This window comes from Algibacter aquimarinus, from assembly GCF_039543265.1.
Taxonomy (GTDB): domain Bacteria; phylum Bacteroidota; class Bacteroidia; order Flavobacteriales; family Flavobacteriaceae; genus Algibacter_B; species Algibacter_B aquimarinus.
On the sequence record NZ_BAABJK010000004.1, the window covers coordinates 644,597 to 671,437 of the forward strand.

The window sequence follows — 26,841 nt, forward strand, 5'->3', positions numbered from 1 at the left end:
CTTCCAAAAAACATCAAAATTGTACTTTAATCGTTCACTACAGGAGCTTCTATTGGCGTTTTGCTTTTAACTACAACATAAGTTGAAATAGCATAATAAGCTCCAGTTTGGCTTGATTGTGTTCCTCCATCTGACACCCAATCTTCAAAATCATACTCAAAATCGAAAGTTACATTTGAGTTAGATTTATCAAACTTATCAACTCTTGGTGGTACAGCCATACCAGGACACCAACCTGCTCTATCGGGTGCCCAATTACCGCGTTGTGGGTTTATTTTATTACTTCCACATCCAATAGGTTTTAATTCGTGTGTAAATTTGGGGTCATTATTAATTAAAATTTGGTGTGTTCTAAAGCACCATTCTGCACAACCTCTGCCATCGCTATCTGCAGGAGTGGCATGCCCCCAACCAGATATAACTGTTCGTAAATGTGTACTAAAGGCATTACTTGGTATTGCTATGGTTTTGGTTAAATCAAATCCTGCAGTACTACTTCCGTAAGGTACACCAGCTAAAGATAAAGCGTTATATGCTATAACTTCTGAAACGGCATAATAAGGATAATCAGGAATACCTTCTTCAAAATCAAATTCAACAGATAAATTCCAGCCATCGTCGCCCCAAGTTTCAATAAATGCTCTTAGCTCAACTTGACCTTCGAGCAAAGACTTAAAATCGGTAACATCTATTTCTATACCTCTAGTAAGCTGTGATGTATCAACGCCATAGGGTGTAATATAACGACCTAGTTCAAACCACTTTTTCGTTTTTTTGTCCTTAACACTTATGTTAGCATATACGTCCCATATATTACAACCAACAGATGGGCAATCCAAATTGATAAACATTTTAACGGATTTAACGTTGGTATTATCCTCATTTAAGGTGAATGTACTAATTTTAGTTTGACTTAAACCTGCACCAAAACCAACTCTTGTTTGACTAAACGTTTTATAATTTAAGGTTTCAAAATCTTCTGGCGGGGTTTTGTCCCCAGATTTAGTTTCATCATTTCCAGTATCATTACTACTACTGCAAAAACTAAATCCTAAAATAAATATTAAACAAAATAATAACTTTACGGTTGTTTTTAAAAAATTATTTTTCATAGCTTTCTTTTTCTTTTTAAGAAACTCGGTTTATTAATTGTCAATATAATTTTCATAATTAGAAAACACCTTTTTGCCATACCAAGCAATGTAGGCAAAACATAATAGCGGTAGTGCAAATGATATATTTACTTCTGGAACCGATAAAATATTTACATCTGCAACCCCATTCCCTCCAATATCTATGATTTCGCCTTGTAATTTTGGCATTAATGCTCCTCCAACAATAGCCATTACTAATCCTGCTGAACCAACTTTAGATTGTTCTTCAGTAAGACCTTTTAGAGCAATACCATAAATCGTTGGAAACATCAAAGACATACAAAAAGACACCCCTACCAAACTATACAAACCAATAACACCCTTTATTAAAATTGTAGCGCACACAAATACCATGGCTAAAACTGCAAAATACATGAGTAACTTTCCTGAACTTATAAATCGTAACAAATATGTACCAACAGCGCGTCCTATTGTAAATAGAATAAAAGCTGCCATTTGATAATAACCCGCAGTTACACTATCCATATTTATAGCTTCGGCGTATTGGTAAATATAGGTCCAACACATGATTTGTGCTCCTACATATAATACTTGTGCTAGAACACCTAGTTTGTATTCTTTATTCTTAAAAAGTACGGAAAAGGTTTCAGTAATATTAGGCATATCGCCTTCTTCTTTTGATTGTGGCATTTTACTAATTAAAAACAATACAAAAACGCCTAGAATAGCTAAGCCAAGAATTACATAAGGATTACGAATTACTAATAAGTCGGATGTTTTTATCAAGATTTTTGAAGCTTCATCCAAAGCACTAAAATCAGTGATATCGTCGGATTTTAAATTCTTTAACACAAACTGTTGCGCTACAAATAATCCTGCAATAAGCCCCAATGGGTTAAAAGCCTGAGCTAAATTCAATCTTTGAGTAGCTGTTTCCTTTGGCCCCATAACTAAAGCATAAGGGTTAGCAGCCGTTTCAAGAAAAGCCAAACCAAATGTTAAAACATAAAGCCCAAAACAAAAAAACCAAAATTGTTCCATCACAGCTGCTGGATAAAACATTAAAGCACCTATGGCATATAATCCCAATCCAATTAATATACCAACTTTATAAGAATACTTCCTCATAAACATAGCAGCAGGTAATGCCATACAGAAATAACCACCATAAAATGCCATTTGTACCCAAGCTGCTTGAGAGTTTGATAGCTCTAGAACTTTTTTAAAAGCTTGCACCATGGGATCGGTAACAGCATTTGCAAAACCCCATAATGCAAATAATGATGTAACTAAAATAAAAGGAATCAAAACATTTTTCGAAACAACTTTTGGTTTATGCATAATTATTTATTTAAAAATTTTGTAAAAAAGAAGAGCCTTTTACAGCCCTTCTTTTGAAACTAAAACTAACTCAAAACTAATTTTATTCTTAAATTTATATGTAACTGTTCTTAAAAAAATTACTGATAATCAAACAATTGATATTTATATAAATTTAAAATATGATGTAGATGATAAAGAAAAATTTCGACCAACAACAACTCTGGTGTGCTAAATAAAAAAAAAAGACCAATTAGTATGAGACTAGGATTTAAACTATTAGAATAGATGGTTAAAAAGATCAAACATAATAAGAGACAGCTATAGAGATTTACTCTATACCCTAGAAATAAATTTAAATGACTAAACCTGATTTTAGAATCTTATCTTTAACTTTTTCTGCATAAGTTCTTCCTATGGTATACCTTAATCCGTCAATTTCAAGACTATTAGCTTCTATCGCATCTATTTTATTAATAGCTACTGTATACGAACGGTGTATTCTAATAAAGTTATCTGGCAACAAATCAGTGAAAGCACTTAACGTTTGGTGAATTATAAAGCGCCCTGATTCTGTTTTTATTTTTAAATAATCCTTTAAACTTTCAATAACTAAAATTTCATCGACGTAAATTTTCTGAAGTTTCTTTTTATCTACTTTTATAAAAATATACGGACGATTAGATAATTGAGCACCTGAACTAGATTTTGACTCAAATACACTTGTTATTTTATTAACAGTTTTTACAAACCTAGAAAACTCTATTGGTTTCATTAAATAATCAAAAACCTCCAAATCATAAGACTCTACAGCGTATTCTTTATAAGCACTAGTAATAATAATTATTGGTTTTTTTGTTAAGCTCTTTATAAAGCTTAAACCATCTAACAAGGGCATATTAATATCCAAAAAAATAACATCAACAGAATTTTCCTTTAAATAAGCCAAGCCATCTATGGCATTATTAAAAGTAGCAAGCAATTCAAAAACTGGAAATTCTTTTAAATAACTTTTTATAACTTCAATTGCTAAAGGTTCATCTTCAATTATGATGCTTCGTATTATCATACTACTTTAATTTTTAATTTTACATTAAATTTTTCACCCAAATCATCAATCTTAAGAAGATAATCGTCGTCTTTATACCCTAAAGTTAATCTTTTTTTAACATTTCTCAAACCAATACCGCCCTCGTATTTAACTGTATTTATATATCCCATTTTTTGTAGTTCTTGAGGCTTTGGGTTAGAGATAAAAAAGTAAAGATAATTTTTTATAATTTTAAAGTTAATACTTATTCTAACCTTATCAATATTCTTATTGACACCGTGCTTAAATGCATTTTCAATAAATGATATTAATAGCATAGGTGCTATAGTTTTATTTTGTATATCTCCAGAAATACTCATATCAATCTCTAATTTGTTGCCATGTCTTATCCTCTCAATCTCTAAATAATTTTCTATAAAATGCAATTCATTTTCTAGTGTTTGTCTCTTTTTTTTGGTTTCGTAGAGCAAATACTTAAGTAATCCCGCAAGTTTAATTATAACTTTTGATGTTTTATTCGAATTAGTAATGGAAAGCGCATAAATATTATTGAGCGTGTTTAGAAAAAAATGAGGAGATACCTGAGCTCTTAAAAACTGAAGTTCAGTTTCTAACTGAATTTTTTCTAAATCTGTTAAACGTTTATTCTCTTCTAACCAATCAAAAGTTATTTTTATAGCAGCAACAAATGCTATAACATATAATTCTCCTATCATCATATCTACAACATAATTCACAGTGAGATGATTAATAACTTCGGGACCCTCTGGCCAAACATCTGTGCTCACTAAAAAATAAGTTAAATTAAATTTTAGTAATACCATAAGAAAAATGGCTGACAGTAAAAACAATATATAAAGTAATATCCGCCGTTTAAAAAGAAACAAAGGCATTAAAACGTATAAATTGAGATAACAAAGCGACATGTGTATTGGGAAACCAATTAAATTTGTTTGCAATGAATACCAATAATCATTAAAATAACTGCCCCAACGAAACGTGTTAAACGAGAAATAAATCAACCAAAACATCACATGATGTCTTAAGGTAATTTTATATATCCTTGTTGGTTTTAATTTAGTACTGTACAGCATCAAGATTTATTTTCTGTAAAAAAATTAGTGTGCTAACAAGTTATAAAAAAAACGTTAGACATGTTTAATGTCTAACGTTTTTTATATTTATAAAGTGAAAGGTATTAACTATTTATTCCAAATAACACCTCTCATTTCACCTGCATAATTTCCAGTTTCATCAGCAAACTTAATACCTTTAACCTTATCAAGTGGGAAGTATACTTGAAGGTTGGTTTCAGACCCATCAATATCGGTATCAAATTGTCCAACAGAACGTACTTCATCCCAAATTCTGAAATCTTTAATATCTCCATTCATTTTGAAACCAAAAGAATTACCTAACCAAATTTCTGCCCATCCAGAGACTGCTGGAACTCCTATATCTGTAGATTGTCCTACCATATCGCCATCAACATATATTGAAGTTGTCATAGCCGTGTTGTCATGTACTATAGCTACGTGTTGCCACATTCCAGATTTTAAGGTTCCCGCAGGGTACATTGGTCCGATATAACCAAACCCTTCTACGTTGGTCCAGTTCCATCCGCCACCAGAATTAAGAACATTTTCTTCTGTTAATTCAGCATAACCATCTACACGGAAACCAATATTACCATTACCCATGATATCCCCTATTGGTGGATTAGTTGTAAAGTTTAAAGTTTTTAATCTTACTTCAAATTCATAAGTATAATCACCTTGCGGTGTATAATTTGGTGTAATTCTTAAACCAACCGCACTTGGATCTTCGCTATCAATATAAACTCCGTCTGAAGGTGCTACTAAATTAGCGTTTATTAAATCTATGGAATCTCTTAGTGCATCTGCAGTACTATCTAAAACAGCTTGTCTGCCATCGTTATCTTTTATATCGTTAGCATTAGCTAATAATTCATCTATATAATCAAGCGTACCTACTGGATAATCACCATCCATGTCACCTTCAACAACAGTAGCTCTAAAATCTGTTATTTGCTGGATAGCAGCGTTTAAATTTGTGTAGTCTAAAAGAATTACTGGTGGTTCTGACACCCACTCAACTGATCCATTGATTGTGGCAGTATAATCACCACTAATATCAGTAAAAGATGAACCTAAATTAGATCCAAGAGGAAAATATACTTCAAGTCCTGATTCTGAACCATCAAAAGACGCACCAATATTACTTTGAATTGTACTTGCGTCTAACACGCTATTCCAAACTCTAAATTCTTTATAAAGGGCATTACTTACTCTTTCTATGAAAGCCGGACTATTTCCTAATATTAATGGTAAATTTGGAAAGGCAGGAACTGCTTCTAAAGTAGCTACCAATTGGCCATTTACATATAGTTTGTTTGTAGACTGATTACTTGTTAAAGCAATATTAATCCATTCACCAGGTACTAAAGTTCCAGAGGGAGCTTCTCCTTCTGGCCAACTACCGCCAATACCTGCATACATTTCAACTTGCCCATCACCAAAATAACGTACACCTAATCCATTAGCTCCAGGATCAACGGAAGAAATTAAATTAGCACAACATCCTGAAGGGTTAATATCAACTATGTATACTTGAAATTCAACTGTAACATCACTAAAATATAATTCTTTAATATTATCTGAAAATTGAATACCTGCTCCATTTTCTGATTTGACCCAAGGAAAAGCTTCGGAAACTAAACTTACTAAAAATTTATCTATGGCAGCATTGATTTTTAGTACAGCATCATCTATATCAGCTTGATCTTTAGAACTTTCTATGCGTTTATAAATCCAATTAACAACATCTTGTAAACTTTGTATAGACCCAGGCTGAAAATCACCAGCATTTATACCTTCTACTCCTGTAGCTATTAAATTTTCAGCTTCAGCAATTCTTGCTTCCAATTGCGCAATATCAAAATTCTGTCCCGTGGCATCATCATCGTTAGCACAAGACACGGCAAACAGCACCATTATCATAGGCAGCACTAGTGCTGCTTTTTTTAAATTCTTAAACATTTTTTTCATCATATTTTTTTTAAAAATTACTATTCATTAAGCCATTAGACTTTGTCTTGGTATCTGCAATATCCCACCATAATCTATTATCCATACGGTTTGTGTCTATTGTATTTTGGTCTGCTGGCAACATATCCGCCTCTGTATTAAATGCATTGTCTGGATATCTAACACGCTTAACATAAGTCCCTGCTGCTACAGTAGCTGCACTACTCACACCTTCAATAGGTAAAGTAAGGTCTGGATAATCTGTACGTCTAAAATCTACCCAAGCTTCTCTACCATTAGGAAAGTTAGCAATGTATTTTTGTGTAATTAATTGCTTTAATTGTGCTTCATTTGAACCAGATAATGCCGGTATTTCGTTTATATATGCAGTTGCTGCTGCGGGTTCGACTCCTACAAATTCCATAGAAGCTCTTATACCATCTTGCATTATAGATGTAGGATCTCCACCAGTCCATCCTCTTAATGCGGCCTCAGCTTGTAAGAATATCACTTCTGCATAAAGCATTACGGGTTGATAATGGTCTATTTCTGCATCATTCCCTGTAAAGCCAATATAAGTTGTGCTTTCATTCATGGTTGCAAAATCGTTCGCATCAGCAGGTAAAATATTGTATCCGTTTTCAACGCCTTCTAGAGTTTCACTACCAAACATTGGAGAACTTTCTTTGTAATTAAACCATATTCTAGCTCTAGGGTCTTCCATAGATGTTTGAGAGTACATCATATCAGTAAATGTTTTAGAACATCTAATGTTGTCCCAAAAAATAGCCATATTACGTAAATAATCATAAAAGCCATTTACCCATGCTGGTATGTGTGCTACATCATCATTACTTTGCATAACACCAGCATTTATAGCTGCTGCTGCTTCTGTTTGTGCTTTTCCTGGGTCTACATTAGATATTCTCATAGCTAATCGTAATCGCATTGAATTTCCAAAACGTTTCCACTTTTCTAAATCCCAACCATATATTAAATCGTCTGCACTAGGCATAATAAACTGGTTAGCATCATTAGAATTTATGGCATTTACTGCATTATTTAATCTATCAAACAAGTCGTAGTAAATATCACGTTCTGAGTTATATGGCACTTTTGATGCAAAGCCATTTTCGAAGTATGGTAAATCACCATAATAGGCTAACATGCGCGCCCATTCTGAAACTTCCCAAATTTCTAAAACTTGCATTAAGTTATTGTAAAATGGGTCGTCACCATATATGCGTTGAAGTGATTTAATATTTGCCAAACCATCAACAAAAAATGCATTCCATCCCGTGAAAGCCCATCCATCAACATACTCGTACCTACCAGACTCAAAACCAGATACCGTATTAGCCCAGTATTGTGCATAAAAATCTGCATATAAATTTACGTTACGTTGATAATCAAAAACAGGCGTAGTCACAATTCTGTTAAATAACTGTCCAGGTTGTGGTGCTGTAACCGCATTGCGGTTGGTGTTCATTTCTTCAAAATTTTCTGTACAACTGACTGCTATAAAAAACACGCCAGTTAATAGCATTAATACTTTTTTCATAATTTTTTTTTTAAAATTTAACATTCAATGAAAAACCATAGGTTCTTTCTACAGGCACAGGAGAAAAATCAAATGCTTGACCGCCTACCGATGAATTAAATGAACTTGCATCCGGTACTGTACCTGGTGTATTTCTATAAAGGTAGAATAAATTTCTACCAATTAAAGATAATTTAACATCATTGATAAATCCTTTACTAAAAGATTTTATTATGGATTTTGGTAAAGAATACCCAAGCGATAGTTCACCTAATTTCATAAATGAAGCGTCATAAATAAATTCTTCAGATATACCTGATACTGTACCCCAATAGGATTGAGCACTTACTATTGTGGTATTTGAACTACCATCAGCTAAAACACCATTGGGCGTAAAAAACGGATCTCTTCCAAAAGACAACGTTTTTGGAGTATTACCAGTTCCTGTGGCTGAGGCCTCAGTTAACGAATATATATCACCGCCTTGCTGCATCACAAACAGAGCGTTTAAAGATAACCCTTTATATGCTGCATTAATACCAATGGAACCAGTAAAATCGGCTTGAATATTTCCAATTTTTTCTTTTTCCGTAGTATTAGCTGGTAAGCCATCAGCCCCGACTATAATATTTCCATCAGCATCTCTTTGGTATTTAAAACCATAAATATCACCATATCTTTCACCAACATAACCACGGACTTCTTCTATTATAGTATTACTTTGAAAATATGGAAAAAACTCAGTATCATTTGGCAATTCTTCTATAACACCTTTATTGGTTGCAAAATTTAAAGTTAATCCCAAATTAAAATCTTCAGTTTTAATAGGTACTACATTTGCATATACCTCAATACCCTTGTTAGAAATCTCACCTACGTTAGTAAGCAAACTTGAAAAAAGACTTGTGCTATTTACTGGTACTGAAGCTATTTGATTTCTAGTACGCTCATCATACAAAGCAATATCAAAATTTAAACGATTATCGAATAACCTTAACTCAACACCAAATTCTGTAGTGGTTGAAATTTCCGGATCTAAATTAGGATCTACACCTTCGTTTGGAGTGGTTGATTGTGATAAATTAAAATTACTTAAAAAGACATTAAATGTCGGGTTAGTTCTTTGAGGCTGAGAAGCTTTACCAACTTCAGCCCACGTCCCTCTTACTTTTAAATAATTCATCCAATCTGGCATTTCCACCATTTCTGAAATTAATGCACTTAAACCAACTGAAGAATATAAAAACGAATTATTTGTTATTGGTAAAGTAGAAGACCAATCGTTTCTTACAGTCGCATTTAAAAACAAGTAATCTTTATAAGACACATCAGCAAAACCATACAAAGAGTGAATTTCCTCATCTGTAAATTGTTCATTAGCCTGTATATTAGTTCCTGCATTTAAGAAAAGTGTACTTTCAGAATCTAATTTACCTGATGATGCGTTTAAAGACTCTATACCTCTACGCATTTGATTACCACCAACACTAACACCTAAGGTAAAATCTTCATTTAAATCCTTATTATAACTCAATAAAAATTCAGCGTTTTCTTCTTTAAAGAAAGACTCAGAAGTATTAATTGATGGTGTATTATTGAAAAATATTTGATCTTCAAAACGTGCTCCAGAGACTGACTCGTATCTATAGATATCTAAACCATACTTAACTTTTAACCTAAGTGCATCTGAAAACTTAACGTTTGTAGCTAAATAACCAAATGATCTGTTACGCTGATCGTTATTAAATGTTTGGGTTTGTAAAAAATATGGGTTTCTATTATCCGCATTAGCATTTTCAGTTAAAACAGCACTAGGCCCAAATAATATTTCTTTTGTTTTATTATCTTCTAAAACAAAACCTGGAGATAAGTCTCTAGTTCTTATATTTGCTGGCATTCCGTTAAAAAACGATATAAAACTGTATCTACCGATAGTAGGTCTTTGAAATCCTTGAGTATTTATATAAGACACTTTTGCATCAACATTTAACCAAGGGTTAATATCATAATTAGCTTTAAAGTCAAAATTTAAGCGTTCTAAGGCTTGACCTTCAAAAATACCCTCTGTATCATCTTTACTTATCAACACCTTAAAGTTACCATCTTCACTGCCTTTAGTAAAAGTTATTGCGTGTCTTGTACTCACACCTGTTCTTGTAAAATCTTCTAGTAAATTTGATTCTGATTGGTACGGTAAAGATTCGCCTGTCCAAGCAACTCTTTCAACACCATCAAATCGAGGTCCCCATGATACTCGAGAACTAGGATCATAAACACCATCAATACCTTGTCCATACTCTCTTTGAGTATCTAGAAAAAAGCTTGCCTCAGAAAATGTTGTAGACCCTGTATAGGATATACCTAAACCTTGAGAACGTTTACCACTCTTTGTTGTTATTAGCACAACCCCGTTACCACCACGTGCACCATATAATGCAGCAGCAGGACCACCCTTTAATACGGACATAGTTTCGATGTCATCTGGATTAATATCTAAAAAACCTCCACCGTTGGAGTTACCTCCAAATAAATCTACTGCATCTGTTGTAAAATCTTGTGTGGAAAATGGCACACCATCTATAACCCATAGCAATTGGTCGTTTCCACTCAAGGAACTAGCACCACGAATATCTATTCTAGGTTTACCAGTAATACCACCAGAATTAGTGATATTAACACCTGCTGCTTTACCTTGTAAAGCCGCTGTTACATTTGGATTTGCTGCGGTTGTAATAGTTTCAGAATCAACTTCCTGTACCGCGTAAGCTAACGCTTTCTTTTCCTTTTTTATACCAAGAGCAGTAACAACCACTTCATCGAGAGCTTCAAGACTTTCAACTAGAGTGATATTAATTGTTTTTTGGTTCCCCACCACAACTTCTTGTGAAACAAAACCTACATAAGAAAACACTAATGTTGAAGAGGAACTTACATTAAGAGAATAGTTTCCATCAAAATCTGTTGAAGCACCATTCGTAGTTCCCTTTTCAGTAACATTTACGCCAGGTAAAGGAATCCTACTTGGATCAACCACCGTTCCGCTTACTACAGTTTGTGCTTTCATACTGTAACAACACAGTATACTTAGAGCAAACAGAAGTTTAAGTACATTTTTTGTCATAATCTGATTAGTTTAATTTTTAGTTAATTTATTGTTAAATATAAAACAACAAAAAAGTTGTAAGTAAAAGTCTAGTTTTTCGACAAACAACAGTTTTGAAAAGGAGTTTGATGCTATATTATTAAGCATGTTAAATAATCTTACAAATTATCTACTTTTATAAATTTGAACTAGCAATTTAAAACTCAAAATTTAATTACGATATTTATTTAGCCAAGTTTAGGCTACAGATTTCAATTTCATATTCTTTAATAGCTTTATATACTGAAGTAGAGTGCATAATACTATTTAAAGCAACACATTTTGATCTATGAAAAAAATAACAGATTCAGATTGTAATCTACAATTTATTTAGACTAATAAACCCATTTGTTGTCCAAACTTATAATGACACCTATAAAAAGCACTATAAACATTCTAGAGACTTTCACTTGGATGAGGAATGAACTGTTCTACAATTATATTTGATTTCACAACTATATCTTAACGCTTCAAAGTAAAGTGACCGGAAAATACAGGTCCGTCTTCTAAATAAACCTTAAACCAATAATCGTCTGTTGGCATTAATTGTCCATTAAAAGTCCCATCCCAACCATTCTGTGATGTAGAAACTTGTTTAAGAAGCTTACCATATCTATCAAAAACTAAAATCCTAGTATTGGCATGAACATCCATATTTAAACCAATTATCTGCCAGTAGTCATTAAATCCATCATTGTTAGGGGTAAAAAATTTCATAAATCCCAAAACCGAGATATCTAAGGTAGTTTCACCACAGCCATCTTTATCATTCACATACAATGTGTAAAATCCTGGTTTAACATTTCTAAATTCAGGTTCATCTTGGTATACTATAAAATTTGAACCATTATCCACTAAAGCATATTCATAATTGCCTTGTCCTAGATTTGTGGAATTAATGGTTACACTATTATTATTTTCTGAAAAATCAACTATAGTTACATCATTTTGTGTGATGGACGCTTTCTCAGAGGCATTTACAAAAATATCCTTTGTTCTAAAACAGTTTGAACCATCTGTTTTAATTAACGTTACATGATACGTTCCTGGAGTAGACACAACTATTGTAGCCGTACTTTCAGGTAATAACTGATTAACGATAGTACCGTCTAAGCTTGTCCAACGCCATTCATAGATAAACACTTCTGAAGTGGCTTCTATAGGATCTAACTCCACCACAAAACTAGGGTCTGAAGTACAAACAATATATTCCGCATCTATTGTAAACTCAGGTAGCGCATTCACTATTAAATCTATGGTAGTACTTGCATTACAATTAACACTTACAGGATTAACAACCCTTACATTAATAGTTTGTGTTTTAGAATATAACGCATTTGGTAGTATTGGACTATCTGTAATCAAGTTGTCGTTTTCGTCAAAAAAATCAAAATAAATTTCCATATTAGATTGATTTCCGAGAATGGCACTAGCAAATAACGATGTATCAAAAGCAAACATTCCGTCGTTATCAATATCTCCATCATCACCATCGCATACTATTTGAGGCATAATAGTATCTGTAATTATTGGTTGTTCATCTACAATAAATTCTAAAGTTATACTATCACTACAAGGGCCATCGGTATCTTGGGTGGCATTATTGGTAACCGTAATAGTTATTGTTTGAGTTTCTGTTAAGAACGGATTTGGTAACGTGTTTGAACTAACCGCTATACCTGTAATATCTATATAATCATAAGTTACAGTTACATCTGTAAGCGATTGCCCGTTTAATACCCAATCCTCAACTAACGACGTATCAAATGGATATGATATATCTGAATCAGTTGTATCAAAATCACATTGCCTATCTATTAAAACCGCGCTTGCTACAGGTAAAGCTTCTACATTTAAAAAATTGGGAAATGCTTCAAGTCCCAAACAATTGTTTCCTAAATTACTCTTTACACGCACCCAAATATTTTGAGAAATTGGTGCGTTTGTATTTTGATGGTTAGAAATATCTTGTATTTCATTAATTTCTAACTCTGCATCCATTTGTGATTCATAAAAATGAACCGTAACATCAAACGTTGGGAATACATTTGAAGAAATATCATCTCTAAGTGAAGAGAAATTAAACGTTGCTACTCCGTCTCTTTCATCCAATCCGTCGTCGCATTGATACAAGGGCGTGGGATTGTAATCTCGCAAAGCCATACTAGATGGGTTTACCACTAAAGTTAATGGCACTACCCTAAAGCATCCGTTTACATTTTCCACTCTCACCCAAACAGTCTCGGAGATAAATCCGGGAGCATCTTGATAATTCTCTGGCGACTGTATTGCGTTGATTGCATTTTGTGCATCATTATCAGTTTCATAGTAGGTAAAAATTAAACCTTCGGCAATGTAATCAGTATTAATTTCTTCTTTGATTTGATTAAGCGTAAGATTAAAAATTGCTTGTCCATCATTTGAAGCATCGTCACATTGCATATAGGTTTCAGGAGTATTAACAACAGGTAGCTCATTAACGGTTAAATTTATTTCATTTGAATATATATCACAACTATTTCCACTTCTAACTAGCTTAACTCTGTATTGATAGTTATTAAAAGAAAGCGAACTATTACTTATTGTTAAATCTGAACTCGACGTGCCAGAATATGTTGCATTATCTGAAATTACCACCCAATTAATTCCGTCTGTGCTTAATTCCCATTGGTAGTTTTCAGCCTCTGGTGAAACTACACCTATGGTTGTTGTTGAAAATTCACAAACCGCAGTATCTAAAGGCTGCGTAGTTATGGATATGGGTGCAGAATCTAAATAATCGCTATTTGGTATGGTATACCCACTGGATGCATTGTCTACAAGTCCATTAATATCTACGGTAGGCACCACATCACCAAGATAAGCATCGCTATTTGCGTCAGAAAATCCTGCTTCCAAAACATCGCTACAGCCATCACCATCACTATCTGCATCTATGTAAGTAAAAGTCGTATCAAGGTCAACATCATCAGGTGTATAATTTACCAAACCAGAATCTGGGGATGTTTCCGCAGCGTTTGTCCATCCGTTAGTTCCGAAAGGGCCATCTTCTCTCCCGTCATTATTTGCGTCAAAAAACAAAATTCCTAATTGCCCTGTTTCTTCAATATCAAAAATACCATCATTATCACTGTCTAAATCTATATAGTCTGGTATTAAATCTCCATCGGTATCAATAGGTGCTGTATTATTTTCATAGACATCATCGTAGCCATTTTGATTAGCATCGATATTGGATGCTAAAACTAGTGTTCCTGTATTCTCGATGAAGTCTGGAATACCATCATTATCACTATCAAAATCAACACTATCTAATATTCCATCGCCATCGGTATCAGTAGTACATGAAAAAAACTCAACATCATCTAGCAAAACATCATTACCATTAGCTCCAGAAGATCTTGTTCTAATTTCCAATACGGCAGATGCATTTATTGCAGAAAACCATTCGCCAGCAATTTGCGTCCAGCCTACTGACTCAGGTATTGATATTGGTCCTCCTACTAATACCCCATTAATATAGAGTTCGATTATGGGATCTATAGCATTAATTCTGCTCTAACAGAGTTTAAAACCCAAACTGAAAATTCATATAGCCTATTTTGAACAATGCCTTGTGTAATGGTTTTACTATAAAAAAATGGAAAATTACCGGCAGAACTACCATTTATAACCATCATATTACCTGTTCCAGAGGTGTTGTCTCCAATATTTTTAAAATTTTGGTGGCAATTAAAAGGATTGTTCACAATTAAATACTCTCCAGCATCTGGTGTAAACCCTCCAAAATTGCAAATTCCTAGTACATAAGACGTACTAAACCCCATATTACCCATTTCAAAATCTCCATTTTCTATCAGGTTTCCGGTCTCACTTAAACACTCTATAGCATCTAATATACCATCGTTGTCATCATCAATATCACAAATATCACTAATACCGTCATCGTCTGAGTCTAAATTACCAGAACGTATAGGGTCACATGGATGTTGAGAATTAACATTTAGCACAGTACTATACGTTTCAGAAAAACACGTATAATTATCTTGGCTTACAACAAGATAGTACATATTACCATTAAAAGACCGTGGGATATTGATGAGATTTAAAGTGCTTGTTGTAACACCACTATAGTTTGGTGAAAGCTCAGATAAAGGCATACCACCTAAATTAGGGTCTCCCAAAAACCACTGATATATAAATCCTGAGGTAGATGGTGTACTTCCACTATAATCAGGCGCTCCAGAATTAAACACTCCGGTATCCATTTTATTAAATGAAGCATCAATAGATATATTATCTTCCTCTAAGACCGAAATAGTATTGGGAGGAGTGTTTAAAACCGAAATAACTGTTGCTGTTGTCTCATGGCCTGTATAACTGTTATATCCTCCTGTACCCCCTACTACTAGTCCATTTAAATCAATTCCTGACCCATCCAATATGCCATCATTGTTAGCATCTATACCTCCAGATTCAATAGCATCATTGCAACCATCATTATCGCTATCTAAATCAAAGTGATTTGGTATGCCGTCTTTATCTGTATCGCAAAATTCGGATAATGGACTAAAACGTAGATCATCAATCATATAGTCATTACCCCCAATGGAGGCCCCTCGTCTAACCCTTAGTTCAATATCAATAGTGGTATTGGTTCCCGAATTTATAATAACACTAGCCTCCTCCCAAGCGCCAAATGGTAAACCTGGAGTTCCTTGCCATGTTCTATTTAAAACACCATTAACATAAAGTTGAATTGCACCACGAAAATCTGGAACTGTATTATCACTTCTTGCCCATATCATGTGGGCAAACTCAATAAGATAATCGCTATTGGCTTCAATCGTTCTGTTTATTGTAATAACTGATAAAAAATCTGTCCCTACACCCGCTTGAATACCAATAATTGTACCTCCTGTGGTTAAACCTGTAGTATGGTCTGTAATAACACCCATAGTTCCCATTGGATCAAAACAGGGATGATTGGGAGGCGCTATGGTATAAACAGGGTTAGATTGAAACCAAATACTTTGGCCACTACAATTTGTAACATTTGTAAAAGGAGAAGGGATTGAAAAAGATGTTAAATCAAATTCGAATATACCGCACTCGTTGCTATCCAAAACACCATCATTATCGTCATCTAAATCACAACCATCTGGGTAGCCATCACCATCATTATCGGCGAAATCGTCATAGCCAGGACACACATCAACACTATCTAAAACACCATCGCCATCTGTATCTTGTGCATGTAGCTGCATAATGCCCATACCAAAAAAGGCAATCATAAATAGTATTAGGGTATTCAAATAAATTTTATTCATTAGCAATTTCTTAATCGTAAATACACTTGTAATTCGAAACAAAGTCTACAATTACATTTTAATTTGTAAGGGTCTCATGAGAAATAAAGTGTTTATCAAAAACCTCTGTATTAACCTTGATTTCTATGCCTTCTTGAGTTGATTTCTTAGATAAAATTAATTCATTGTTCTTATAATAGTTTTTGTCTAAATGAATAGTAATCTTATCAAATACTGGAGTAAATAATGCATAGTTAGGTTCCGCAGGAGACACCGGATAAATGCCAATCATTGAGAAAACAGCCCAAGCACTCATAGTACCCGTATCATCATTTCCTGGTAGTCCGTCTGGTGTGTTTTTAAAATGTTGTTTCAATAATTCATTTACTTTTAGCCCCGTTTTATACTCTTGCCCTTTTATATGATTAAACAAAAACGGATAGTTAATATCTGGTTCGTTAGCCATATCGAACTGGTTTTTCTCAAAAACATCTTCTAATCTGTTCACAAAAGGTGTTTCGCCTCCCATTAATTCTATAAGACCTTTAGTATCATGAGCGACCATGAAAGTATATTGCCATGCATTACCCTCTATAAAGCCTAAGTTTTTTTCAAAATTAGCACCTGCTTCAGGATTGTATGGTGTTACCCAACTGCCGTCGTCATTTTTAGGACGCAACAAATTGAATTCTTTATCAAATAATTTTCTATATGAAATGGCTCTTTCTGAAAAAGTGTTGTAATCGTCTTTTTTATCTAGTGCTTTTGCTAGTTGTGCTATTGCAAAATCTGAAATATTATATTCTTGAGTAGTTGATACTGAGCCACTATGAACTGTTGTCGTGGTTAAATAGCCTTTTTCAATATAATCTTTAATACCGGGTCTTAACGCATTATTTTCTAATTGTGTCGCACTTTTTTTCATCGCCTCATAAGCCTTGTCAACATCAAAATCTTGAATACCCTTTAAATAAGTATCAGCAATAATAATACCTGCAGGATCGCCTACCATAGTTGTAGTTTCAGTTGCATTTAGCTCCCATTTTGGTAACCAACCCGATTCGTCGTAAATCTGCAACATGCTTTTTATCATATTAGATTGTTGCTTTGGGTATACAAGACTCATCAATTGGTGTAAATTTCTATACGTGTCCCATAGCGAAAACACGGTGTAACGCGTACCATCAGTTTTTAAAGTTTCCCTAGTTTTCATTTTAGGATACTCGCCATTAAAATCGTTTAAGGTATTTGGATGAATTAGCGTGTGATACAAAGCTGTGTAAAAAATAGTTTTATCATCTGCCGTACCACCTTCAACTTCTATTCGCGATAAATAGGTATTCCACTCTTTTTTAGCATCCGTAAGAATGTCATCAAAACTTTTGCTAGCTGTTTCTTTTTCTAAATTTTCACGCGCATTTTCTATGCTCACGTAGGAGACGCCTATTTTCATTTCAACCGTTGATGGTTTATCAAATTTATAACGCATAAAAGCACCAATACTATCGCCAACCACTTCTTTTGTATAATTTTCTTTGATTCTAGTTTCGTCGTTATAGGTCATCCAGTCTGCTTCAACACCTTTGTAATTTCTTGGTTTTTTCCAAATACCAAATTTATCAGCAGGTTTTGAAAAGCGCACTACAAAATATACAGGATATGCTTCTTCTGGTTTATAATAACAAAACGAACCGACGCTTCGCATGCCTTCAATTTCTGTAGGCGACACCACTTTTACCATCGCCCCTTCTTCATTCGTTAAACCCAAACCTAGATTTAAAAGAATATTGGCATCTCCAGCAGGAAAATGATATTTACTAACCCCAACGCGTGTTGTTGCCGTAGCTTCAACTTTTACATTGTATTTATCTATTTTATTGGTATAATAACCTACTGTTGCGTTTTCTTCTGAATAGGTTGAACCATATTTTAAATGATTTGTTTCTAAATTCCCTGTTGTGGGCATTGCTAAGATCACGCCAAGTTCTGGGCAACCCACACCGCTTAAATTGACATGACTAAAGCCCATTAAAAATGGATTTTCATTGATATAAGGCGTCGATAACCAACGGCTATCTTTTTCTAAGGGTAAATTTTGAGATCCTGCAACATTAAACGGCGATACATTTGCCATACCACGAACTGCTATAGGTCCAGGATTGGTGGTTCCAAAATTTGAAGTTCCTATAAACGGATTTACATATTGCGTGAAATCTTTCAACACCTCAACCGCTTCTTTTGTTGTAGGGTCTTTTGAAGTTTCATTTTTACATCCTAAAAAAGAAATAAAAAGAATTACCAATAATCGAGACAATACTATTGAAAAAGATTTCATACTTGTTATTGTTTTAAGTTTGAGCTCAACGAATACGGAACCGAATCAGCATCATTTGCCCAATTTTTATTTGGTATACTATCCATTTCAAAATACAATTCCCCTCCGTTTTGGATAGCATCAAACGTTATAAATGATTTATTATATGCTTTTGAGTTTAATGTTCCTGACTGAATATAAACATTCTCTTTTGAGTTATTAGGTGCCGAAATTTGAAACGTCTTTCCATTTTCTAAATGAATGGTCGCTTTTTTAAATAAAGGGCTACCAATTACATATTCATTTACGGCCGGCGTAACAGGGTAAAATCCTAAAGCGCTAAATACGTACCACGCCGATGTTTGTCCGTTATCCTCATCGCCACAATAGCCGTCTGGTGTTGGTGTGTATAACTTTGTTAATACCTCTCTTATTTTTTCTTGCGTTTTATAACTTGCATTTGCATAATTATACAGATAAATCATGTGCTGAATGGGTTGATTACCATGCGCATAGTTCCCCATATTCATAATTTGCATTTCTCTTATTTCATGAATGGTAAAGCCGTAATACGAATTATCAAAATCTGGAGGCATATTAAACACAGCATCCAATTGGTTTACAAAAGCTTCTTTTCCGCCCATTACATCAATTAAGCCATTGACATCATGAAAAACCGACCATGTGTAGTGCAAGCTATTTCCTTCTGTAAACGCATCGCCCCATTTTAATGGATTAAAAGGCGATTGAAACGAACCGTCTTCATTTTTACCGCGCATCCAACCTGTTTCAGAATCAAACAAATGCTTATAATTTAAAGAACGTTTATAAAATGTATTTGCTAAGTCTTCTTTCCCTAGTTTTTTTGCCATTTGCGCAATTGTAAAATCGGCGTAAGCATACTCTAATGTACGGGCAGCGTTTTCATTTATACCAACATCGTAAGGCACATAACCTAATTTGTTATAATAATCAATCCCTTCTCGTCCAACCGATTTAATCACATTTCCGTTAGAAAGTGGTCTATTTTCTGCGGTAGTAGCATTTTTAATCATGGCTTCTAAAAGTAGGTCAACATTCTCTACATCTACACCTTTTAAAAATGCATCTGAAATAATAGGCGATGAATTAGAACCTATCATACAATCACGATGCCCAGGACTAGCCCATTCTGGCAACCAACCAGATTCTTTGTATGTATTTGCTAAGCCTCCCATAATTTGGCTATTTAGCTCTGGATACACCATATTGAAAAAAGGAAAAACAGCTCTAAAGGTATCCCAAAAGCCATTATCGGTAAACATATAACCTGGTAAAACTTCGCCGTTGTATGGGCTGTAGTGGACAACATTATTATCTTTATCTAATTCGTGTAATTTTCTAGGAAATAATAGCACACGGTATAAACAGGAATAAAAGGTTCTTATGTTATCCATATTATCATCTTCAACTGTAATTTTATTTAATTCGGTTTCCCATGATGCTTTTGCTTTTGCTCGTGTTGCATCAAAAGTATCGGTTCCTATTTCTCGATTCAAATTAAGTTCAGCTTGCTCTAAACTAATAAATGATGATGCTACTTTTACATGAACCGCTTCGCCCCGTTTTGTTTTAAAACCTACAATGGCTCCAACATGTTCGCCTTTATTTTCTTTTGAGTTTTTTGAGAGTTTCCAATTATCGCCCCAAGTGTGCGTTACTTCAAAATCTTTATCAAACTCTGCCACAAAATAGTTGTGAAAATTTTCTGGAACGCCTCCTTTATTATTTCTACAGTAGCCTATAATTTTTCGTTCTTCGGGTATAATTTTAACCATAGATCCTTTAAAAAAAGCATCTAATAGAATGTAAGATTGATTATCTGGAAAGGTGAATTTAAAGTGAGCTGCTCGCTCTGTTGGTGTAACCTCAGCAGTAACATCATAATCTGCTAAATACACACTATAATGGTGTGGTTTTACAGTTTCTGCTTTATGAGAAAACCAAGATTGACGTTCGTCTTCTTGATATTTTAAATCGCCCGTTACCGCCATTAATGAAAATGCGGCATAATCGTTTATCCACGGACTTGGTTGGTGGGTTTGTTTAATACCTCGTATTCTATTTTCGTCGTACTTGTATGTCCAACCATCTCCCATTTTGGAAGTCATTGGTGTCCAAAAATTCATTCCCCAAGGTGTTGCAATTGCAGGATATGTATTTCCGTTTGATAAATCGAAAGAAGAGTCTGTTCCCATTAAAGGGTTTACAAAATCTACTAAACTTTCGCTTTCCGAAATTATATTCGAAGTATTTTCTTTTTCCGCTTCTTGATTACAAGAAAACATACTTAAAAATAATACACAAAATAAATATTTAACTGTCTTCATACATCTTTTCATTAATAATACGATTCTAAAATTTTAGCCCCTTTTGATTCTAATTCTAGTTCATTTAAACTTGCAGGAATTAAAATTGTTTCCCCTTTTTTAATATCGTAGCGTTCACCATTACAACTTAAATTAGCTGCACCTTCAACACACGTATAAATAACGAAAGAATCTACATTTGAATAGTCTTTTTTCATCGCACCATCTAATGCAATAATATTGGTTTTAAAATATGGCGAATGCACTAGTGTATTTGATTTATTTGTCTCTACTTTGTAATCTGTTTTATAAGCATCGTGCACTTCGTAGTCTATAACATCAATCGCTAAATCGTTATGCAACTCGCGCTTTTCTCCCGTTTTAGCATCTACTCTATCGTAATCATAAATTCTATAGGTAATATCTGATGTTTGCTGAATTTCAGCTAATAAAACACCAGCACCAATAGCATGGACTCTACCCGTTGGAATATAAAATGTATCGCCTTTTTCTACAATTTCATGATGCATTACATTTAAAATCGTATTATTTTCTAAATGCGTTTTATAGTCTTTTTGATTTATTTTTTCATCAAAACCAACAATTAATTCTGCATCTTTATCGGCGCCCATAACATACCACATTTCATTTTTACCAAACGAATTATGACGCTCTTTTGCTATCTCATTATTTGGGTGTACTTGTATGGATAATGGTGTTTTAGCATCAATAAATTTAATGAGTAACGGAAATTTATCGCCAAAGGTTTCGTAGACATTATTACCTACAAAATCGCCTTTAAACTCATTTATTAATGCTTTTAAACTTTTACCTTTAAGAAGCCCTTCTGCAACCAAGGTTTCATCATTTTCAACTCCTGAAATCTCCCAAGATTCTCCTATGCTTTCTTCTGTATAATCTTTATTTAAAACTGTTTTTAATTTTTCGCCTCCCCAAATTCTATATTTATAAAGGGGCGTAAATTTTAAAGGGTATAAATTCATTTATATTTAGTTAAAGTTTTACAATATATTTTCCAAACAGCACCTTTTTTCAATTCATTATACTATAACATCGCTAAAAGCAGTATTATAAAACGTAGAAATAATGCTAAGTTTTTTCATATATAAAATTACATTTATAGCGATAATTTTAGCTGTAATATTTAATCAAAATCATGGAGATATATTGATTTTCTATTTTTTTAGATAACTAATCCATCTTTAAATGTAGTAAACTCTAAGGACTCCTTCTTTATATTTACCTTATTCTTTATTTTCGTTAAAAAGCAGCAGAGCTCTTATATTTTGATTTTATATTTAGCATCTATTAATTGATTCTCTATAGACTTCGTTTGTACAGCATAATTAAACCCTGGCCTTAAGCAATAAGAACCATATTCGCCATTTTTATTTAAAGCAATGAAGCCTACTTGCAACCACTCTAAATCTGGCTCGTTTTGATAGATTTTATAAATGCGCTCTACCACTTCTTTGCAGGCTGCTTCTGGCGATTTTCCATGGCGCATTAATTCTACTACCATAGCGCTTCCTGCTGTTTTTATCATGGCTTCTCCCATGCCTGTAGCTGCTGCTGCACCAACTTCGTTATCTAAAAATAAGCCTGCTCCAATTATTGGCGAATCTCCTACGCGTCCATACATTTTCCATGATGCCCCACTTGTGGTACACGCCCCAGAAAGGTTACCGTTTTCATCTAACGCCAACATGCTAATCGTGTCGTGGTTTTCTATATTAATTATAGGTTTGTAATTAGAATTAACTAACCACGCTTCATAAGCTTTTTTAGATTTTTCGGTTAACAAGTCTTCTTTTTCAAACCCTTGTTCTAATGCAAATTGTAATGCGCCTTCTCCAACTAACATGACATGAGGTGTTTCTTCCATAACCTTTCGCGCTACAGAAATAGGGTGTTTTATATGTTGCAAGAATGCTACCGAACCACAATTATTATTTTGGTCCATAATACAAGCATCTAAAGTTACTTTTCCTTCTCTATCGGGAAAGCCACCTAAACCTACAGTTTGTACATTTGGGTTTGCTTCTGCGGTTTTTACACCAACCTCAACGGCATCGAGAGCACTTCCTCCGTTTATTAAAAGTTCCCAAGCCGATTCGTTCGCTACTAACCCGTGATTCCATGTTGAAATGACTACTGGTTTTATAATTTGCTTTTTTTCTTTTTTTGAAGTTGAATTTTCGCAAGCATTAAAACTAAATATTACACTAAAAATTAATATGGCTTTTAAAAATCTCATATTCAATAGATGTTATTTTGTTGTGGCAAGCGTGTTTTATCAAACAAAGCATCATTGGGAGTATTTGTCATTTTAAATTCTAAAACACCACCATTAATAATTTCTTTATGTGTGATATATAGTCTATCTAATACTTTTCCATTTAGGGTCATGCTTTCAACATAAATATTTTCTGAAGCATGATTGGTTGCGATAACCTTAAAGGTTTTATCATTTTGCAGTTGGATTGTTGCTTCTTCAAACAAAGGCGCTCCCAAATGATAAACCCCTTGCGCAGGATTTACAGGGTAAAACCCTAATGCATTAAAAATATACCAAGACGACATTTGTCCGCAATCTTCATTTCCACAATGCCCATTTGGTTCATTTTTATATTGGTTTTCTAAAATATTTCGAACTAATTTCTGAGTTTTAGATGGTGTTTTTAAGTAATTATATAGATACGCTACATGATGACTTGGTTCGTTACCGTGCGCATATTGCCCAATCATCCCTGTGCTAAAAACAGGTAGTTTGTCCGTTGGCTCGGGATAATACGAAAACATAGAATCTAGCTTTTGCTCAAAACGTTCTGCACCTCCTGTTTTTTCAATTAGTGTACCAACATCATGCGGCACGTACCAGTAATATTGCCATGCGTTGCTTTCGCAAAAATATGGACTATACTCTTTTGGAATAAAAGGGGTTATAAAATTCCCTTTTTCATCTTTAGGCTGAAACCACGAGTTATTTTTGTTGTGAAGGTTTTTCCAATTTTGAGAGCGTTCTATAAAAATTTTGTAATCGTCAAGCTTTCCTAAACCTTTTGCGAACATGGCAACGCACCAATCATCATAAGCATATTCCATAGTTTTTGAAACCGACCAATTTTCATGATGTTTATCAACAGGAATATATCCTTTGGCTCTATAAATATCTATTTGTCTATCATTAACCATAGCGCTTTCTTTACACGCTTTATAGGCTACTTCTGCATTAAATTTAAAGCCTTTAAAATAAGCATCTACAATAACTGGCACCGCATGATAACCAATCATCATATTAGTTTCACTCCCTTGCATAGACCAAACGGGAAGCTCACCTGTTTCATCATAATGTGCCAAGAGTGATTTTATCATATCTGGCACTAATTTTGGCTGTAAAATGGTGTAAAGCGGATGCGCCGCCCTGTAGGTATCCCACAACGAAAAAGTATCGTATCGATGAAACCCTCGTGCTCTAGCAATAGGTTTTACGCCTGTTTTGTAATTTCCATTTTCATCATTAGCCGCTTTGTAAGTGCCACCATAATCGCTAAATAATGTTGGTGCTAACATGGATTGATACATCATTGTATAAAACACACTTTTCTTATTGTCGTCTTTTGATTTTATTTTTACTTTTTTAAGTTGATTTTCCCAAATAAGCGTTGTTTTTTCCTGTTGATAATCAAAATCGAAACCTGTAGTTTCCATTTTTATGGCATAGGAAGCAGCCTCACAACTTGTTGAAGATAATCCTGTTTTGATAATAACCTGCTCATCTTCCATCGTTTGATATTTGAGCACCATTTTAGTGTTCCCTTTCATGGGGTAAATCTTCAGTGTGTCACCTTTAAAGTAGCTATGCGTATCAAAAGGTTTTGAAAACTGCATTTGAAAATACACTTTTTGGTTTCTTGCCCAACCTGTAGACATACGATAACCTTGAATAGTGGTATCGTTTACTTTTTCTAGATAAGTCTCTGTAGGCTTATCCCAATTTAAAGCATAGCCTAAATCGATATGAATTTCACTACTACCATCTTTTGGAAATGTATAACGGTGTATCCCAACACGTTTTGTAGCGGTTAATTCTGCTTTAATACCATAGTCTAATAAATCTACAGAATAGTAGCCAGGAAATGCTTTTTCTTGGTCATGACTAAAAGACGAAAAGGGTTTAAAATTATTAGCCTCAATCCTTTTTTTTGACCTACTGTTTACTGGCATGATTAAAATATCATATAAATCTCCAGCACCAGTTCCCGATAAATGGGTATGCGAAAAGCCCGTAATTATAGAATCTTGATAATAGTAACCTGCAATTCTATCCCAACCAGGAATACCAATATCTGGACTTAACTGTACCATACCAAAAGGCACTGTTGCGCCAGGGTAGGTATTACCAGGACCATCTGTACCAATAAGTAGATTTACATAATCCACCAACATTTTGTTAGTATCAGACTTTGTAGTTTTAGATTTTCTACATGCTCCAAATACTATTAAAATAATGATACAAATGAAGCCTTTTTTCATAATACTACTATTATTTTGAAAATTTTATAACATTATAATGCGATTCTTGAATATCGAAAAATGCAACACCACTCGCTCCACTTTCCTTAACCGCTTTAATAGCATTAGCTACGGTTTCATCATCCATTTCAGGAAGGTATAAACCCGTGTGTAATTGTGTATTTCGTCCTTGTAAATCTTTTACCCCCTGTTCTGAAGCAAATTTCACCCAATCTAAACCTTCATTATAAAAATTATTGTAAATCATAGGTAATACGGCATCAACACTCCATTTATCCCAACGTTGGCGAACCATATGGTCTGCCATTTCTGGGTATGGAAATACAGCAGCTGTTAATTTTTTACCGTGTTTATGCGCTATGTCATAAGCGCCGTCTACTACTGTTTTAATTTCGTTTAATCTAAACTGTTTCCACTCAATATCTATAGCTGGCACTTCTACTTCTTTTATGTTTCGTCCATATAATTTTTCAAATTTTTCTACGGCAGCATCAGAATAATCAAAATCAAAATCTGGTAATTCTTCATTTTGAACCAAATTATACTTCGGTAATAAACCTACTGGCAAATACACATCAGGATATCTTATATAATCTAGATGCACACTTGTAACCCCATCAACTTTAGCTAAACCTTCAACTAAATTCCATATATGTTGACGCGCATCTGGATGACTTGGCGATAACCATTGATAATAATCTACATAAGGGCGGTTGTCAAAACACGATTTACCACTACGGCTTACCATATACCAATCTGGGTGTTTTAGGGCAGTTGTGTCGCCTGGTCTGTTTATGGTAAATATCCACGCATGCACTTCCAAACCTTCTTCTATTGCAAAGGGGGCTATTTTAGATAAATAATTGGCATCTGCTCTGGTATCAATTAATACAGCATCTATGCCGTTATCTGCATATTTTTTAAATTGTTTTTTATGAATACTATCGGCTACTCCAGCACCTGCACCGTACCATGCCCAATATTTAAAAGCTAGTTCTACAGGCTCATCTGTTTTAGCAACTGTTTCTTTTTTTTGCTGAGTGCATGAAACCACTAAAAACAAAGTGATGATTATAATATATAAATTATGTTTCATTT

15 protein-coding genes are annotated in these 26,841 nt (G+C 34.0%); all 15 read right to left on the minus strand.

The genetic code is table 11. The annotated features are described in order from the left end of the window. Positions 1 to 26: 26 nt before the first annotated feature. The 15 genes from ABD939_RS05715 to ABD939_RS05785 all read right to left on the minus strand — a co-directional run bounded on the left by ABD939_RS05715 (position 27) and on the right by ABD939_RS05785 (position 26,839). Complete coding sequence (locus tag ABD939_RS05715; RefSeq protein WP_345165555.1) at positions 27 to 1,112, minus strand: peptide-N-glycosidase F-related protein; 1,086 nt, start codon at positions 1,110 to 1,112, stop codon at positions 27 to 29. Positions 1,113 to 1,145: 33 nt separating this feature from the next. Then, complete coding sequence (gene fucP, locus ABD939_RS05720; protein ID WP_345165560.1) at positions 1,146 to 2,456, minus strand: L-fucose:H+ symporter permease; 1,311 nt, start codon at positions 2,454 to 2,456, stop codon at positions 1,146 to 1,148. A gap of 334 nt (positions 2,457 to 2,790) precedes the next feature. Next, a complete protein-coding gene (locus ABD939_RS05725; RefSeq protein ID WP_345165564.1) occupies positions 2,791 to 3,504 on the minus strand; it encodes a LytR/AlgR family response regulator transcription factor in 714 nt (237 codons plus the stop codon). After that, positions 3,501 to 4,274: a sensor histidine kinase gene (locus tag ABD939_RS05730; protein ID WP_345165568.1), complete on the minus strand. Its 774-nt coding sequence runs from the start codon at positions 4,272 to 4,274 to the stop codon at positions 3,501 to 3,503. The genes ABD939_RS05725 and ABD939_RS05730 overlap by 4 nt, the downstream gene beginning before the upstream one ends. Positions 4,275 to 4,688: 414 nt before the next feature. Further along, the gene (locus ABD939_RS05735) at positions 4,689 to 6,545 is read right to left on the minus strand and encodes a LamG domain-containing protein (protein WP_345165572.1); all 1,857 of its coding nucleotides are present in this window, start codon (positions 6,543 to 6,545) and stop codon (positions 4,689 to 4,691) included. Positions 6,546 to 6,564: 19 nt separating this feature from the next. Then, positions 6,565 to 8,094: a SusD/RagB family nutrient-binding outer membrane lipoprotein gene (locus ABD939_RS05740; RefSeq protein ID WP_345165576.1), complete on the minus strand. Its 1,530-nt coding sequence runs from the start codon at positions 8,092 to 8,094 to the stop codon at positions 6,565 to 6,567. Between the two features lie 10 nt (positions 8,095 to 8,104). Beyond that, positions 8,105 to 11,194, minus strand: coding sequence for a SusC/RagA family TonB-linked outer membrane protein (locus ABD939_RS05745; RefSeq protein ID WP_345165579.1), 3,090 nt, complete (start codon positions 11,192 to 11,194; stop codon positions 8,105 to 8,107). 483 nt (positions 11,195 to 11,677) lie between these two features. Then, entirely contained in the window at positions 11,678 to 14,632 is a 2,955-nt protein-coding gene (locus ABD939_RS05750) for a T9SS type B sorting domain-containing protein (RefSeq protein WP_345165582.1), read from the minus strand. A 122-nt stretch (positions 14,633 to 14,754) separates the two neighbouring features. Next, positions 14,755 to 16,545, minus strand: coding sequence for a hypothetical protein (locus tag ABD939_RS05755; protein ID WP_345165590.1), 1,791 nt, complete (start codon positions 16,543 to 16,545; stop codon positions 14,755 to 14,757). 58 nt (positions 16,546 to 16,603) lie between these two features. After that, entirely contained in the window at positions 16,604 to 18,859 is a 2,256-nt protein-coding gene (locus tag ABD939_RS05760; protein WP_345165593.1) for a GH92 family glycosyl hydrolase, read from the minus strand. Between the two features lie 5 nt (positions 18,860 to 18,864). Beyond that, positions 18,865 to 21,207 (minus strand): GH92 family glycosyl hydrolase, encoded by a 2,343-nt coding sequence (locus ABD939_RS05765; RefSeq protein WP_345165596.1) that lies wholly within the window; start codon positions 21,205 to 21,207, stop codon positions 18,865 to 18,867. Positions 21,208 to 21,218: 11 nt separating this feature from the next. Then, entirely contained in the window at positions 21,219 to 22,190 is a 972-nt protein-coding gene (locus tag ABD939_RS05770) for a type I phosphomannose isomerase catalytic subunit (RefSeq protein ID WP_345165599.1), read from the minus strand. 296 nt (positions 22,191 to 22,486) lie between these two features. After that, positions 22,487 to 23,464 (minus strand): isoaspartyl peptidase/L-asparaginase family protein, encoded by a 978-nt coding sequence (locus tag ABD939_RS05775; RefSeq protein ID WP_299431846.1) that lies wholly within the window; start codon positions 23,462 to 23,464, stop codon positions 22,487 to 22,489. Positions 23,465 to 23,466: 2 nt separating this feature from the next. Next, entirely contained in the window at positions 23,467 to 25,743 is a 2,277-nt protein-coding gene (locus ABD939_RS05780) for a GH92 family glycosyl hydrolase (RefSeq protein WP_345165607.1), read from the minus strand. Positions 25,744 to 25,753: 10 nt separating this feature from the next. Next, positions 25,754 to 26,839 (minus strand): glycoside hydrolase family protein, encoded by a 1,086-nt coding sequence (locus ABD939_RS05785; protein WP_345165609.1) that lies wholly within the window; start codon positions 26,837 to 26,839, stop codon positions 25,754 to 25,756. Between the last annotated feature and the right edge of the window lie 2 nt (positions 26,840 to 26,841).